13 protein-coding genes and 1 pseudogene are annotated in these 15,919 nt (G+C 51.1%); 6 read left to right on the forward strand and 8 right to left on the reverse strand.

Annotated elements, in window-relative coordinates; translation table 11 throughout:
- Positions 1 to 275: 275 nt before the first annotated feature.
- The 3 genes from S7335_RS24005 (at position 276) to S7335_RS24015 (ending at position 2,230) form a co-directional block, all read left to right on the forward strand.
- Positions 276 to 524, forward strand: a complete 249-nt coding sequence (locus S7335_RS24005; protein ID WP_038020071.1) for a hypothetical protein — start codon at positions 276 to 278, stop codon at positions 522 to 524.
- Positions 525 to 528: 4 nt separating this feature from the next.
- Positions 529 to 1,032 carry a hypothetical protein gene (locus tag S7335_RS24010; protein WP_006458585.1) on the forward strand — a complete coding sequence of 168 codons (504 nt, stop codon included), beginning with the start codon at positions 529 to 531 and terminating at the stop codon, positions 1,030 to 1,032.
- A 178-nt stretch (positions 1,033 to 1,210) separates the two neighbouring features.
- Positions 1,211 to 2,230 carry a tyrosine-type recombinase/integrase gene (locus tag S7335_RS24015; protein ID WP_006458663.1) on the forward strand — a complete coding sequence of 340 codons (1,020 nt, stop codon included), beginning with the start codon at positions 1,211 to 1,213 and terminating at the stop codon, positions 2,228 to 2,230.
- A 91-nt stretch (positions 2,231 to 2,321) separates the two neighbouring features.
- Here S7335_RS24015 and S7335_RS24020 read toward each other — a convergent pair whose 3' ends face one another.
- The 4 genes from S7335_RS24020 to S7335_RS24035 all read right to left on the reverse strand — a co-directional run bounded on the left by S7335_RS24020 (position 2,322) and on the right by S7335_RS24035 (position 8,050).
- Positions 2,322 to 5,381 carry a pentapeptide repeat-containing protein gene (locus S7335_RS24020; RefSeq protein WP_006458698.1) on the reverse strand — a complete coding sequence of 1,020 codons (3,060 nt, stop codon included), beginning with the start codon at positions 5,379 to 5,381 and terminating at the stop codon, positions 2,322 to 2,324.
- Between the two features lie 116 nt (positions 5,382 to 5,497).
- Positions 5,498 to 5,854: a CU044_2847 family protein gene (locus S7335_RS24025; protein ID WP_038020074.1), complete on the reverse strand. Its 357-nt coding sequence runs from the start codon at positions 5,852 to 5,854 to the stop codon at positions 5,498 to 5,500.
- Positions 5,855 to 6,144: 290 nt separating this feature from the next.
- Positions 6,145 to 7,254 (reverse strand): ParB/RepB/Spo0J family partition protein, encoded by a 1,110-nt coding sequence (locus S7335_RS24030; protein WP_006458629.1) that lies wholly within the window; start codon positions 7,252 to 7,254, stop codon positions 6,145 to 6,147.
- The gene (locus S7335_RS24035; protein WP_006458500.1) at positions 7,247 to 8,050 is read right to left on the reverse strand and encodes a ParA family protein; all 804 of its coding nucleotides are present in this window, start codon (positions 8,048 to 8,050) and stop codon (positions 7,247 to 7,249) included. Before S7335_RS24035 ends, S7335_RS24030 begins: the two co-directional genes overlap by 8 nt.
- 287 nt (positions 8,051 to 8,337) lie before the next feature.
- Here S7335_RS24035 and S7335_RS29080 point away from each other — a divergent pair, with 287 nt between their 5' ends.
- The gene (locus S7335_RS29080) at positions 8,338 to 8,760 is read left to right on the forward strand and encodes a reverse transcriptase domain-containing protein (protein WP_006458499.1); all 423 of its coding nucleotides are present in this window, start codon (positions 8,338 to 8,340) and stop codon (positions 8,758 to 8,760) included.
- 8 nt (positions 8,761 to 8,768) lie between these two features.
- On the opposite strand, the gene S7335_RS29640 is transcribed toward S7335_RS29080, so the two are convergent.
- Positions 8,769 to 8,903, reverse strand: coding sequence for a hypothetical protein (locus tag S7335_RS29640; RefSeq protein ID WP_369791698.1), 135 nt, complete (start codon positions 8,901 to 8,903; stop codon positions 8,769 to 8,771).
- 246 nt (positions 8,904 to 9,149) lie between these two features.
- Here S7335_RS29640 and S7335_RS24045 point away from each other — a divergent pair.
- Positions 9,150 to 9,859 (forward strand): annotated as a pseudogene (locus S7335_RS24045) (IS6 family transposase).
- Here the strand turns inward: S7335_RS24045 and S7335_RS26465 are convergent.
- The gene (locus tag S7335_RS26465) at positions 9,824 to 12,310 is read right to left on the reverse strand and encodes a M12 family metallopeptidase (RefSeq protein ID WP_050766053.1); all 2,487 of its coding nucleotides are present in this window, start codon (positions 12,308 to 12,310) and stop codon (positions 9,824 to 9,826) included. The pseudogene S7335_RS24045 and the gene S7335_RS26465 sit on opposite strands and share 36 nt — an antisense overlap.
- 308 nt (positions 12,311 to 12,618) lie before the next feature.
- Here S7335_RS26465 and S7335_RS24055 point away from each other — a divergent pair, with 308 nt between their 5' ends.
- Positions 12,619 to 13,818, forward strand: coding sequence for a transposase (locus S7335_RS24055; protein ID WP_006458635.1), 1,200 nt, complete (start codon positions 12,619 to 12,621; stop codon positions 13,816 to 13,818).
- A 659-nt stretch (positions 13,819 to 14,477) separates the two neighbouring features.
- On the opposite strand, the gene S7335_RS24060 is transcribed toward S7335_RS24055, so the two are convergent.
- Complete coding sequence (locus tag S7335_RS24060; RefSeq protein WP_006458624.1) at positions 14,478 to 15,164, reverse strand: class I SAM-dependent methyltransferase; 687 nt, start codon at positions 15,162 to 15,164, stop codon at positions 14,478 to 14,480.
- Positions 15,165 to 15,274: 110 nt separating this feature from the next.
- Positions 15,275 to 15,919, reverse strand: a complete 645-nt coding sequence (locus S7335_RS24065) for a VOC family protein (RefSeq protein ID WP_038020076.1) — start codon at positions 15,917 to 15,919, stop codon at positions 15,275 to 15,277.

Consider the following 15,919-nt stretch of genomic DNA (forward strand, 5'->3'; position numbering starts at 1 on the left):
GTAACCCAAATAAATGTAATTATTTGGGGTTAGGCATGCTACGTTAGGAGCGACAACGCAGTAGTGCGCCTTTCAGAAAGCACTACTGCTTAGAAATCGGGAGCATTTTCGCAGCGGTTTGGGCTGCATTTTGAAATTGATGATGGCTAAACCTAATCCAGTGCCAACGTTTATGGGATCGTGACAGCTATGCTCGCGCGAGATCTAGAGCAGCAAACGCAATCTACTTGTCAGTTGACAAGTAGAAAATTATTGACTACCGTAAGGGTATGTGAATGGCGAGGAAGAAGCACCCAGACAAAGAGATTGAGGCAGCACTGAAGTACGCAGAAGCCCACGGCTGGGAAGTTATAGATAGTGGAGGACATTGCTGGGGGAAGGTACGATGTCCGGTCAACGACTCGGCTTGTCGTAACGGTAATTTTTGCGCTAACTCAATCTGGAGCACTCCCAAAAGTCCACAAAACCACGCTAAGAAGATTCGCAAGTGGGTTAACGGCTGTATTCACACTCAAGAGGACTAGAACCGTGAAATGCTATGACTTTGAACTATCTTTCAAGCTCCCCGGTGTCAACGCTGACGGTGACCAGTATTTAGACGCACTGTTTGAGGCTGGTTGCGACGACGCCACAATCGGCACCGGACGCAGAGGGTTTATCGGCGCTGACTTCAGCCGGGAATCAACGTCGCTAGAGTCAGCGGTTGAGTCTGCAATCCGAGACGTTGAAAGTGCTATTCCGGGTGCGCGGTTAATTGGCGCAGGGCCGGATCTAGTCGGGATTTCTGATATTGCGGCAATCCTCGAATGCTCTCGTCAAAATATCAGACAACATCTGTTAGATGCTAGTGCCCCCGTTCCTACTTACCAAGGCAAGCGAGACATGTGGCACTTTGGAGAGGTGCTGATCTGGTTGCGAGACGCTAAGGGGGTGCAAATCGCGCCAGAGCTGATAGAGGTTGCAGCCTACGCTATGCAGTTTAATGCTGCACAGGAAACAGAAAAGGCTGAGAAAGTCGCAACGCTGGTTTAGACCGCACATCCACACAGATACACAGCGTCCCTGCAAGGTCTCGACCAATCAACGACCCGCTGCTCGCTCGGTTGAGAACAAACGCAGCCTAAAGGACGATATCGAAGTGGTGGGTGTTTCAGAAAGTTGAGTCGCTTCGATATTGAAAGTGTTTTGATCGCGTTTTGGGGGGTGAATTATGGCTAAACCTGATCCTGTTCCGACGTTTATTGAGGTGGGGGTGAATGCGAAGCCTGCTGTGCCTGCTGAGGATGAGTCGGAGAAACCGCTGCAGGGGGACTGGGTGGATGAGTTTCTGGGCGATCGCGAGATTAGGCCCAACACGAAGAAAGCTTATACGAGACAGCTACGAGGCTTTCAAGTCTGGTGCGAGTTCAAGCATTGGGGCGACGTTGGCGAGGCTGATGTGAGTCGGTACAAGGAGCATCTGAAGAACAAACCCACTAAAGCGGGGAAAATAGGGCTATCTCCGGCTAGCGTTAACCAGGCAATCGCTACGCTTCAAAGCTTCTTTAAGTGGTTGGCGACGAAGCGTTACATCACCTACAACCCGACGTTGAATGTGGAGAAGGTGCCCGCCGCGCCGACTGAGACGAAGGATATAGAAGTAGCGGCAGTGCGGCAGTTAGCAGAAGGACTGGAGTATCGGGGACAGCGTGAGCAGCTGAGTACTAGAGACACGGCTATCTTTGAGTTGCTGAAGCATGGCCTTAGAGCGACAGAAGTTAGCAAGCTGAACATCGGGGATTACAACGGTCAGGCCGTTCAGGTCAGTAAAGCGAAGTGGCGCAGCGATGGAACGGTACCGCTAGCGCCGAACGCTCGTCAGGCGCTAGACAGCTATCTGGGTTGGTGCGTACGCAAAGGGTTTGATACTAGTTCAGGTGAGCCACTGTTTAGAAGCCTATCGAGGAACGGTTATGGGAAGCGGCTGGGCTACTGGGGCATCTACGAGATGGTGAAGGATTTGGGTGTGATCGCAGAATCAACTGAGAACGTACATCCGCACCGATTGCGTCATACGTTTGGGACGCAGCTCGTTCTGAATGATATGTCGCCGGATTATGTGCGGAAGTTGATGCGGATAAAGTCGCCTGTGACTTCTGAACGGTACACCAAAAGAGCGCTGGAGAAGAAGGCTGAAGATGCGTTCAACGAGTTGATTGAGCGCTCTGAATCGGGTAGTGGTTTGTTTTAGACAAGAACTAGCTCGTTAAAGCGAGCGAGATTCTCTCATGGGGATAGAGAAGACTTATGAGATGGTGTAAGCAGTACGCAGATAAAATTGCCTATTCCCATGTTTTCTGTCGAGCATTTAATACGTAGTCTTCAGCCTCTTTGAGGGTCTCGAAACCGCTTGGATATCTTTCAATCAAAACAGCTGGTAGGCGATCGCAGTCCCGGTTCACGCCGCCCTCTAGTTCAATATCGGGTGGAAGCGGAGAATTGCAAATAAGTGGCTGCTGGGCGTTTGCTAGCTGCTGTGGTTTCATACTTTCATTTAGACGTAAGTCTGTATTAAGCAGAATAGTTTGGCGTAAGTCTGTGCTGTTGAGGTCGGCGTCGCGGAGATCTACGTGGCTGAGGTCTGCGTCGCTGAGGTCGGCGTCGCTGAGGTCGGCGTCGCGGAGATCTACGTGGCTGAGGTCTGCGCCGATGAGGTCGGCGTCGCTGAGGTTCGCGTAGCTGAGATCTGCGTGGCTGAGGTCTGCGCCGATGAGGTCTGTGCTGTTGAGGACTGCGAAGCTGAGGTCTGCGCCGATGAGGTCTGTGCTGTTGAGGACTGCGAAGCTGAGGTCTGCGTTGAAGAGGTCTGCGTTGAAGAGGTCTGCGTGGCTGAGGTCTGCGTGGCTGAGGTCTGCGCCGCTGAGGTCTACGTGGCTGAGGTCGGCGTCGCGGAGATCTGCGTCGCGGAGATCTACGTGGCTGAGGTCTGCGCCGCTGAGGTTTGTTTGTTCTAACGATCGACAGTTTCCAAACCGACGTTCTAGAAGATATCTAGGAACGTCTGCTGAATATCGCCTTTGCGCCCAACAACCTGCTACCAAATCCTGTACAGCTTGCTTTTGTTCTATCTTATTGTCACTACCCAAACTGACGTAATTTGATTTAACTCTAGTCTCGCGCACGTTGTACTCTACTAACCCCACGACTATGACTGCCGGGATAATCAGCCAGCTAGCGGTCTTCAACCGACTTCTCCGCCTGTACCATACGCTCTTTTTGATAAACGCTTTAGCTGCCTCTGATAGGGGGAAGGCATCCGCCTGCTGCTCACGAAACTGAATCGCTTCTGCCAGTGGTATTCCCTGCAACAGGTAACCACGCGCCTGCTCTCTCGCCTGCCATGTCACCGTACTAGCCTCGATTCGTCGCTGCTGTCTGAGCAAATCGCGATTCTGCTCTATCCACTGTCTGAGCAATCGCCAGTGACGAATCAGTGCTTCATGGGCCACATCTACAATCGCTCGGCGTTCTAACGAGCTACCTTTACTGACCACTTCACTAGTGACCAGCAGTCGGTTCTTTGGGTTGGCGAGAGTATCCACAACAGACCGTACCCGCTGAGCTGAATGTAGCGGTTCAGCAATCAGGTTCTCTAGAAAAACGCGACGGCGAGTATCTTCAGTACCTTCCCCTAGCTGAGTTAGCTGCTGAAAGATATGCTGCACAGTTCGCTTCTCATCGGCGTCAAAGCGGTCATAGACCTCAGTGGCTCTTTGATCTAACGTGCCTTCTATCCCGCCTAACGTCAGATAATCAGACAGCCTGAGCTGACCATCTGATTGCCGCTGCCAGAGCGCTTTAAGCGTATATTGCAGCAAAGGCAAACTACCGGGTGCCGCCTTCGTCTCTTTGGTGATGGCCGCAACCAGGTCTGGCTCAACGCTCAGCCCCACTTGCTCAGCCGGTTTACAAATAGCTGTCCGTAGCTCTTCTGCGGTCAACGGCAGCACGCTAACCATGTTCTGCTGAATCTGCTGAGCTAACCCAGCGTAGTCTTGAGCCAAACACTTCCCTACAAAGTCTGCTCGCATCGCGATTACCAGACATAGCTGGTCGCCACAGGCAGACAGCACCCCGATCAAACAGTCAAAAAACTGCAAGCGGTCCTCGTCATCCTCACAGCGCGTAAACACCTCCTCGAACTGGTCAATCACCAGCACAGTACGCGGCGCGGTAGAGGCTTGTACCAATCGCTGTAAGCCCGCACTCCCTTCTTTCAACAAACCCTCGGCCCGTCCTAGCGCTTCGGCGCGATCTAGCTGCGAACCCGACAACGGCACAAAGGCCGCAGCCAGGTTTTTCATCGGCTGTGCGTCTGGCCGAGTAATCAGAATCTGCCACTGCTCGCTGCCCGCTACCCGCTTCCCTAGCTTGAGCTGATGGATGAGTCCAGCTCTCAAAACAGAAGACTTACCGTTGCCAGAGGCACCGACTAGCGATAGAAACGGGCGGGTTCTCACATGATTGACTAGCTGACTGACCAACCGCTCGCGGCCAAAGAAGTATTGAGGATCTTCGTCATTACAGTCAAAGAACTCTAAGCCTTTGTATGGACAGATGCCGCTGTCTACCTGTGTAGCTTCTGGCTGGGGCCGGGTAGCCTGCCCGCTTCTAGTCAGCTCAATCGCTTCACCGAAGCTAGTACAGACTGGCGTTTGCAAATCGCCCTTAAGTGCCCGACTAACATGGGCAACTAAGTCAAAGGAGTTAACGCTGTTTTCAGACAGTCGGTCTGGCTCTAGCCCTGTTAGCAACGCTTTGGTTAAAACACTGTATGGACTGTTGAGGTCTTCCCACGAGCTTTCAAAGTCACGAGAAGAGGCAATAAAACAGCGATGACGACTGCCGCCACTGCCGGGGTTGGCGGCATCTACATTGACGATTAGCGAACCGCTATGGCAGCAGTCTAGCCAGATGACTTGCTGTCTGACTGGGCTTGCGGACAGCAGCCAGTGCAGCCAGCCTAACGGCAGTCCAGGAACCGGGCTGTTGGGGTCTGTATCGCTAGTAGCTAAGTAACCTTTGTCATGGCCGTCATCACTGGCTAGGCCATGACCGGAGAAGTAGAAAAGCGCCGTCTCTGGTAGCTGCTGACTGTCCGGTAGAAACAGCTGCTTCAACACTTGCTTGAGCTGTCGCTGGGTTACTGGCTGCGTTGCGGATACAGCGGGTTCTTGCTTTCCTTCTCCAGCTTCGAGGATACGCTCTGGCAGCCGCTGCACTTTGAAGTCACTAGCTTGCTCTAGCCGCTGCGCGATCGCCTCAGCGTCTTTTACAGGTGCAGTGAGTGGACTTAACTGTTGATAGCAGCTAATACCAACAACTAGAGCGTTACGACTCATGAGAGAAAGCGCCGTCGTCAGAATAAAAAACAGTTTATGGCTCGGTAGAGACAAACCGACTGTCTACACTGGATTTCTTTATCTGCTTTCCTGAAGATCTGCGCTCTTTAGCTGTTCTATGGTTGCTGGCCGTTCTGAAAAGAACACTCTACGGTGATTTTTAAGTTGCATTCGGCGTTGCTTTTCGTGATGTAAGGAACGCCTGCTTCTCCAGCTACTTTTACACCAAATTCGAGAGTGACTTTATCGACGTTGGCGATCGCCATTTCTCTAAACGCATCGAGCGTTTGCCTGGTATAGGTACGAATCGTATCTTGCATCGCTTGGAACTGTTGCCTAGTTTGTTGACCAGCCCCCTTTGCTGTGCGGGTAGTCTCGCCAGTGATAGGCGTCTCTGGCACGAGGGCGGTCTCTTCCGCTTCGATATAGATAATCGACCCGTCTTCTAGTTGAAGGGGAGCTAAGTGAGTCATGCGAGTACCAACAAAAGGACCAGGAAACAAGTCTTCTGCTGTAGTGTATCAGCGCCCAATCCCTATAGCTCTGCTCATAATTCTTCCTGCCGAAGCAGCGGACACCTGTTAAAGCGAGGAGATACTGAGCAGCAACTCGCTAGCTTAAGTTAACTGCACCTTAGATCAGGTCTTTTTCAGGTAAGGCGATCGCGCTCTCGATATCAAAATGGAAGAAGCGTTTGACGAGCTGTAAAACTCCTCTAAATGTGATTTGTCTGACCGAATCCAGTCCAGCCAAGGGTCAGTGCTCATAGCAAAGCCTCTACTTGCGCTAGCTTACTTTTTAGAGTCCTTTGCAAAGCGAGCAGGTCTTCTTTCGAGGCTGTCTTTAGGTTTTTCTCGTTCAGCTTCTCTAATTTTTTCTCTACTGACTGAATAGCTTTTGAACTAGGTTCGGTAGAGTCTATATATTTAGCCTTTATCTGCTTGAGCATTTCGCGTGTCTGGGTAACTGTGAGACCTTCCTTCAACACCCTCTCAGTTGCATCAAGCCGTTCTCTGCGAGCTTGACGCTCGCTGACTTTTAGGTTCTTCCCAGATAGACTAACCAGCGCCGAAGCATGAGCAGCTTTTAGTCCCTTCTCACGAATGGCCGTCTTTAGATCCAGTGGCAGCGATAGCATAGACATTAAATTGGATTTAACAGAAGGCGGATAGAGAGCCAGCTCAAGGATTGAAAGTAGCACCATCTCTTCATCTGGCCGAATTCCTAGCTGACTGATAGTTTTCTTTTGCTCTTCCCTAGAGGCACTAACCAAACCATTCAGTTGCTGAACTTGATTGTGCCTTTCTAGTCGTCGCAAGACAGTAGATAGTACAACGGGAATGGCCTCTTCCTCCAAGCCAGCGGCAGAAGCAACCTCCTTCACGATCGCCTCTGCCTTATCAAGGGGATTAAGATCTTCATGGTGGACGAAAGTGAGTAGCGACTGACGATGTAAGTCATTGGGCATAGGTGCGATAACAGCCCGGATTGTCTCCCACTCTAGATATTTGGCTGCTGCCCATCGACGCTGCCCATCCCAAAGCAAATAGCGTTCGCCAGAAGGAATAAGGATGATAGACGTAATCTGACCGTCAGCATCTAGAGTATTGGCCAAAGTCCGAACGCTAGAAAGCGGAATGGTCTGTCTTGGCTGAGATGGATTAGGGTCGATAAGAGAAATAGAGATATCCTGCTCTCCAGACTGCGCTTCGAGTTGTGCTCTCAGGACGCTCAGCTGCTTCTCCAAATCAGGCGACTGATTTCTGCGCAGCTCTTCAATCTGAGCCTGAAGAGTGGCAACTTCTCTAGCATGGTCAGTGGCCGTTACAGCTTGATCGAATCGACCGACGAGACTAGGTAGTTTTCTAGGCATTCAACTTCTCCTTTGAAAGCATAGCTATATCACGAGCTAGAACTTGAAAATCCTGACTAGCTTTGTGCTTTGGTCGGTGCTTTTGAATCGGCAAACCTAATGCGCTTGAATTCTTAAACTCAGCGGAGTCACGAACCTCTGGGTAAACCTTGATTCGTAACTGTTGAGCCACCTCTGGCAATTGCTGTAGGTATTGACGGTGAATACTCTTTGTCTTGTCGTAGAGACTAGGAACTAATCCTAGAACCGGCGGCGGCGGATCGAGTTGCAGCTCTTCTGTAATTCCTATCAGCCACTGAACTAAGTCTGCGACACCAGATATTGATTTCATCTCTAGCTGGATTGGAACCAGCACATGAGTGCTGGCGGCCACAGCATTCTCACAAATCTTCCCTAACGTGGCGGGGCAGTCCAGTATCAAGATGTCGTGCTTTGTAGGGCTTGATTTCAAACGGTCAGCAAGAGCATACTCTCCTCTACGCCTAACCACTAGCTCATCTGCCATCTGAGACATAGCCGGATGACCTTGGCATATTTCTATCCTGTCACTGCCCCATACTGGAATAAACGATAAGGGTTCGCGTTGACCTTTGACCAGGGCTTTAGCTATGGAGCGGTCATAGTCTGCTGGGGGAAGCCCACAGAAAACATCCAAAGCTCTTTGCGGATCAAGGTCTATCAAACCAACAGAAAGCCCCATCTCCGAAAGTGCTTGAGCTAGGTGAACAGTCAAAGTCGTTTTCCCAACGCCTCCTGCATTAGCGAGAATGGCAAGAACAATTTTTAACTCAGACATAATTGAGTTCTGCTTGTGTCGGATTTTAATATACGACAACAATGGCATCATGTCGAATTTTGAAATTCGACATGATGTTGGAATTCAAATGACACATTCATTACCTGACTAAGGAAGCTGGCCGGACAGGGTTGTAGGCGTTGCTGAGCAAATTAAGATCAAGACCCATCGGAGTTTCCCCTTCACTGACATGGCGATTTTCAGTATGCGAATGCAGGTGATTGGTCGCAGCGCAGGCAGAAGTGCGACAGCTGCCGCTGCGTATCGGTCGGGTGAAGAGGTGAGGGATGAGCGGACGGGGAAGCCCTCAAGGCTCCATTTCATCGCCTGTAATCGCCAACATCTTCCTAGACCACGTATTGGACAAATGGTTCACCGAAGTGGTGAGCGATCACTGCCAAGGCTACTGTGCCATTGTTCGATACGCTGACGATGCCATTCTGTTGTTTGAGAGAGAGGACGATGCCCACCGCTTTATGCGGGTGCTGCCACGACGGCTGGATAAATATGGCCTTCGTCTCAACAAGCGTAAAACTCAGCTACTGGCTTGTGGAAAGCGCTATGCCCGGTACTGTTTCCAGACCGGACAGCGGCCACCAACCTTCGATTTTCTAGGGTTGACCCATTACTGGGGCCACAGTCGTAAGGGCTATGTTCGATTGAAACGCAAGACCTCAAAAAACGGTTACGTCGTGCCCTGGTCGATTTGACCAAATGGTTACGCCAGGTCCGCAGTCAGTATAAGCTGCCTCAAGTCTGGGTGGCGATGGGGCATAAGCTGCGCGGTCACTTCAACTACTTTGGAGCGACTGACAACAGCCGAGCCTTGTACATCTTTGAACGGAGGGCTCATGAGCTCCTGTTCAAATGGTTAAATCGCCGCAGTCAGCGACGTAGCTTTACATGGGAGCGTTTTCTTCGATATCTAACAAAGTATCCTCTACCCCGACCTGGGCGTCCAGTCTCGCTCTATCCGAGCTGGGGAAAGGCTGTATGAAGAGGCTTGTGCGAGAAAACCGCAGGCAGGCTTCTGGGCTGTGTTGCAAAAAACGCATAGGCTTTCCTTGGTATTCTGAGATGCCCTGTTCACAACTGCACCATGCTCTCCTCGAACCCATTTAAGTGGCGTCACTTCCAATCAGGCATCATCTTACTGACGGTACGCTGGTATCTGCGCTATGGCCTCAGCTACCGGGACTTAGAAGAGATGATGCTTGAACGGGGCGTCGCGGTTGACCACACGACGATTTACCGCTGGGTGCAGGCTTACAGCTCAGAGCTAGACCAGCGGTGTCGCCGCCACCTCAAGCCGACCAATGACTCGTGGCGGACTGACGAGACGTACGTAAAAGTCCGAGGAAAATGGAAGTATCTCTATCGAGCGGTCGATTCTGAGGGCAATACGTTGGACTTTTTGCTGAGTGCCAAACGCGATGCCAAGGCAGCCAAACGCTTTTTCAAGAAAGTACTCAATGCCTCACACACGATTGCACCGAGAGTGATCACTGTCGATAAGAATGCTGCCTATCCGCCTGCTATTGAGGCATTGAAGACAGACCAGTCCCTACCGAAAGCAACAAACATTCGGCAGAAAAAATACTTGAACAACATAGTCGAGCAAGACCACCGATTTCTAAAACGCCGCACGAGGCCAGGCTTAGGATTCAGTTCATTCAACACCGCCAGGCGCACGCTCAAAGGCTATGAAGCGATGAATATGATTCGTAAGGGACAGATCGAAGGTGCTGAGAAAGGGGATGTTAGGGGCAGATCTCATTCATCAACCAAATCTTTGGGGTCGCTGCGTAATTGAGAGGAAAGCGGTAGAGCTTTTCTCTTCTCAGTGACTTTTTGCAACAGCACCCTTGAATGAGCGTGGAATCTTTGATCTAGCCGACTACCGCTTGATACGCCGTTTGTCGTGATGTTGTGAAGCGTCACCGTCTTAAACAAGTCAGACCCTTGTGCGTCGTCTAGGATGCCAAACATCAGCTCAGGTCGAGGATTGCTATCGGTGTTAAATAGAGCAACGCCAAATCCGTCAGCACGATGGCTGAGTCCGTCTTCCTGAAACGGTCCGCCCCAAGTAAAATCGCCCAAGTTAGTCATGTTGCGACCGACAATGTACTTAATAGCGTTCTGTCCTTCAGGATCATCGTAAATACCAATTATCACTTCATCTTCGTCACCAGGAACGATATCCCCGATCGCAACACCTAAACCGTCAATACTGTTGCCGAGCGATTGTCCCCCGATTGCTGTTCTACCGGAAAAGCATCTGCCAAGTCGTTCCTCAGCAAAGTTAAGGCAGATACGGTACTTCACCTGATTACCTGTGTCGTAGGCAGCAACCAGCATGTCATCACCCTGAAATCCATCCAGGTTACCAAAGGCAATACCCGCACCTTCACCGCGGTGCCCGAGACCACCAAGCTTGATTGAGGACTCGCAGGTTGCACGACTGTAAAAGCTACTGAATTCGCAAATGCGGAGTTTGAACTCATTCTCTCCTTCAGCATCGTCATAAGTCATCAGGACTATTTCGGGCTGAGCGTCGTTGTCGAGATTGGTTAGTGCAATGCCACCGCCGTGACCACGACGAGACTGAGCATCAACCTCTTCCACAGTTGGGAGCATGGCATTCAGGGCAGCAAGATCGCCATCGGAAAATTCGTCTGAGAGCGGTCCTATCCGCTGTCCCTCGACGATGGGTACGAGAGTGGGTTGGCCATTGCGACTGAAGCTGCGCGAACCATAGTGCATGATAGATTCGATATCGTAAGCACCCAGCTCAATGTGGTGCTGTGTGCGCTTCTCAAAATTTCCTTTAGCGTGCGGATATATGGCATTCCAATTGACGCGCACATGATTGTCTCGGTCGATGCGATTCTGCTCATGACCAAGGCCCATCGCATGGCCCATCTCATGAACAAAGGTTCCCTTACCTAAAAGGTTCGGTGCGTTAGCACTTGGAATTGTGAAGCTGATGAGCTGCTGTCCGCCCTTCATACCTACCCATGAGGTGCCACAGGTAATGGGTTGCTCTTTCTCGTCGTCTAGATATTCGCAGGGTGCTTCAAATCCCTGAAATTTGACATAGTTATTGTCGCCTGCTCGGCGTGGCCGCCACCTAAAGGGAGTCTGAGTGTTTACATAGTCAATAGCACTCTGAAGACGCCGTCGGGTCAGTATTTTCGCATCCGCCAGCGTACGAACCGTTCCACGGCGGTCTCGAAGTTCAATCTCACTGTCATCTAGCCCAACCACGAGTGAGTTGAGTTCAAGCTCGTAAGGCACCTCACCATTTGGCCAGAGTCGCCCTCCATCTGCGACTGCAAGTGCATAGGAAACATTGGCTAGAGCCTGGGGATTGGTCGGCAGCTCTGCTACGGCAATGTCTCCCTCGACGGTCAGCGTATTCTCCCGTTTACTGACCATGCGAGTAGTTGCGGTGTTTTCACCAATTAGGCGAACTGGTATGTTCTGTCCGAGTGGCAGGGCTAAGACACTCTCAAGATGCTGAAAATCGCTCCGACCCGAGATCGCAGGTGTATTGTTGAAGCCCATACTGAAGTTACCAGCCGCACGACGCTGTCCCTTAGGCATGGGCACTAAAGGCCCTGTAACGAAGTTGGGAGATGCCGTAACGCGGGTACCCCAGTAAACATAAGAGGCAACTGGCCGTTTGCCACTTTGAAAAGCAGATTCTACATAGAAGATAACTTTGTCATCTACAGTACGCAGGTAGTAGCGACGGCCTCTTGCATCTTCATAGCTGCCGTCGGTATCGTTGCTAGACTGAGCGCGAAATCCGCTATCCGTTTGTAGTGGAAGGCGATCCTTAATCTCTGTCATGCTCTTTGGTTCGAGCTGCGTAAAGGGTAGATTATTTTGGGAACCGTCGAGGTGAAGCATACCGCCAGTACCTATGCGCATCGTCACACTGCCCGTAGCGGTTGACGTGTATTTGGGAACTGAAATGAAGCGACCACGGATGTGTGTGCCGTCACGGCGACCACGGAACACGTGGGCGTAACTGCGTCCAGGGTGTTCTGCAAACCAGTACACGATATCTCCCTGCTGTTTGAGGTAAACAAGGCCACCATCGTCAGCGACGAAAACGGACGCAACCTCTGCTGTATTAAGGTCAACAGGGTTAGCGAGTTCCTCAGTCTGAGCACGTAGGGCGAGTGCTAAAGCGAGTGTAAAACTCAGAATAGCTAGGAACAAATTCCGTAAGACTATAGGTGTGATCCGCATTTCAGCAACCTAAATAGGTGACTATTGCTCTCTATGGGGTTAAATTATCGAGCTTTAGGTGCCTATCCGACAGTACCCTGTAGTGTAATTTATCAATATGTTCCACAGTTGTTAGAGTTAGACACTACCCTAAGTAAGAAACAGTCAATGGTACTTGGGACGCGAATTTACTAGCAGCACTGCCAAGTGTTCTACAGAGCGAAGCCGAACATCTGCTGCTTAATAAACTGCTCGAGCGCTGCCGAACTCTCAAGCTAGTCAAAGCAGGCGGCGCACAGCGCACGGACTCGACACACATCCTGAGTGCAGTGCGAAACTTGAATCGCCTAGAACTGGTTGGCGAGAGTCTGCGAGCGGCGCTCAATGACCTGGCGGAACTCGCACCAGAATGGTTACAACAGATAGCTCCCGACGACTGGTACGAGCGCTATGGCCGTCGGATAGAAAACTATCGCCTGCCGTCCAAAGAGTCCGAGCGGGTGGCTTACGCGCAACGGATTGGCGAAGATGGTGACTACTTGCTGAAGTGCCTAGCTGACTCAGAAGTCGCCGCAGAAGGCCAAGCCCTGGAGACCGTTCAAACGTTGGTAAGTCTCTGGCAGTATCACTACAGCGAAGGGGAAGGGGAGGATGGCAGTGGCCTGCGTTGGAAAAGTAGCCGAGAGCTGAATTCTCAGGCAGATTGCATCGAGTCACCCTACGATACCGAAGCACGCTACTGCCGTCGCCAAGGCATCAGTTGGGTGGGCTACCGGACTCACCTTAGCGAGACTTGCGATAGCAACAGCGTTCGCTTGATAACGCATGTAATGACCACCGATGCTCGCCGCCACGAAGCCCTCTGCATCGAGGGCATCCACGACGCACTTATCGCGAAGCAACTGCGGCCTGCTGAACACTTTGTAGATGCGGCCTATGTTGATGCTTTGCTACTGGTGAGTGAACAAGCCAAAGGCATCGAAACCGTCGGCCCTGCACGGTCAGACCCCAGTTGGCAGCATCGAACTGAAGGGGCATACGGCATAGCAGACTTCCAGATTGACTGGCAACAGCAACAGGTAAGCTGTCCGCAAGGGAAAACCTCTAAAGCCTGGATGCAGTATCAGCGTCCCTCTGGCGACCCCTACCTATTGGTTAGGTTCAGCAACACTGACTGTCGGCAGTGCTCGGCTCGTCATTTGTGTACGAGGGCGAAGCCGCCAGTCGGTCGCACCTTGCATCTGCTACCACAGGCGGCACACGAAGCGCTGACCCGAGCGAGAGCCATCCAAGCAACCACGGCTGGTCAGAAACGCTATCGTCGTCGGGCGGGCATCGAAGGGACGATAGCGCAAGGCGTTGGCAGCTATGGGCTACGCCGTTCTCGCTATATCGGACAAGCGAAGACGCATCTACAGAATATGGCGGTTGGCGCTGCGCTCAACATCGACCGTTTGTTCAACTGGTTCCAGGGCGTTCCGAAAGCCAAGACAAGGATCTCGCACTTCAAAGCTTTGAAGACAGCTTAGGACAACAACAGTATCTAGAATCAGATGAACAACAATTTATGACGTAGGCGAAAGCCCTATGTCACAGTCTATCCAGCTTAGTAGTGGTTATCTTCTATCCATGACTGCTTTACTGATGTTCATGCAACAGTTCAAGAAGCAACAACAGTGTATAGTCTGAGTTCGCCAACAGTATCCTTAGACTTCTGAGAAAGCCTTTCTGATACATGAACTGAGACACACTCTCATTGGGGTATAGAAAGGACTAGATAATGAGAAGATCAAATATACAGTTTTCGAGCATTTCTGCTGGCACACAGTACGTCACCTACTCTGCGTCAGCAGACTATCGCTCAATAATGACTTTGGGAATTGTATTGCTGAAAGTAGCGAAACTTCGTAGAAGTTGTTGCTCTCATGGAACGAGTTTGCGTCGCTTCAGCCACTATTTTCCGAGAATCAATAAAGAGCGCTATGGCTAAGACTGTATGTACTACTTATCCAAAAGCCTGGGCTAGCTGGGTATGAGCATGTTCTTAAGGTGTGACCAACGAGTTTCTGGGCTTTCCCACACTTTTTTTGTCTCCTTCTTCTGAGGTCAGTTTTCCACCTCTTTCAGTTCAAGCTCGTCGACAGACCATATTGGTTTAATACAGTGGCTTTCATCATATTTTGACTTTTTATCTTCGTTTAATCCCGACTGCGGCTTGGCACATCCATCTCGACCAGCCAGTACCATAGTCAAAGGATTTAACCGCCTCAAGTCCAGCTGCTTTCAAGAAAGCGTCCAGCTGGTGGGAGGTGTATCCTCGATTTTGCCAACGCAGGGATAGGAGGAGTTGACCCAGACATTTGCGTGTCACTGAGCCAATTAGAGGGGCGCCCGGTTTCAAGACGCGAGCCATCTCTCGTAAGGTTTCTACAGGTTCGACTAGGTGCTCCAAAACATGGGCAAAGATGACCGCGTCAAAAGACTCATCAGCAAACGGTAAGTACCTGATATCTCCCCATCGAAAATCAAGCGTTGCACAGCGATGTTTCAAATTCTGTTGAGCGTGGGTCAGCATCGGGTAAGAAATATCGACGCCGGAGACACGGACGGGCTGATCGATACTGTCCAACAGTGCCAGACTAAAAGCGCCTGTTCCTATGCCACAGTCGAGAATATGCGACGTTGGGTCAAGATATCTTAAGCGATCGCCCACGACCGGATCTTCAAACAGCAGCTGATAATCATGGAGCTGACCCAGACGGGTCAAATTGTCGTGCCATTGATCGGCAGAGGCATCGTAGAGTGATCGCAGGGTGTCGATGCTAGGGGCAGTTTCCCAGTGGTCTAATGTAGGAAGGGTTGTATTTAATGGCATGGCTAAATCGACCCTCTGGTTGCAGAGGGCTCTACGCTTTGTTGATTCGATTCAATGGATGGAAAGAATTAAGGCTGGTGGGTAGTGCCCACTCTACAGAGGGTGTGAGGTTACCAACGCAGGATTAGTGGCAGGGCCGGACGATAATCTTCTGTGCGCCCTGAGGCATGATGATCCAATGTGATTTCCAGGAGATGTTCGTGGCCTGATCGCATCGAGAGGCGATCGGTTTGTGAAGCCAGCGCCAGCACGCCTTGTGTATCGGTTGAGGGGGTGGAAATAATCACCTCACTAATCGTCTGAGGGTTGCGATGAGACTGTGGTCGGGGTACGCCCGGATTATGGAATGGGAAATAGAAACAGAGCGGTTCTAGCAAGGTTTTAGAATTGGCACCCACATGGAACCCTTTTGGGAGCGGGAAGTAAGCGGGTTGGTAGTGCCAGCCGGGGAAGGGCATGTCGTGACTGACATTGACTTTGCAGGGCACAAAAATAACGCCAAATGGCGAGGCGCTGGGATCTTCAGCGCGTTCAGAAAAGTGCAGGTTTCGGCCTGGCCCATTTCTCGCTTCATCGGTATCTCGCACCCAAATCAGCTCCAGCATGCCGTTGGCAAAGTAAAACCGACGGTTGGCCGTGCCCTGACCGGAATGGGTATTGCTCGGTCCTTCTCGAAAGCCGTGTTCCAGCAGCCGATCGCCCACCTGAGCTTCCGGCTCAACCAATATAAAAACGTGATCCAGCGTCATATTCAT

Origin of the sequence: Synechococcus sp. PCC 7335 (assembly GCF_000155595.1) — a bacterium.
In the GTDB taxonomy this organism is placed as follows: domain Bacteria; phylum Cyanobacteriota; class Cyanobacteriia; order Phormidesmidales; family Phormidesmidaceae; genus Phormidesmis.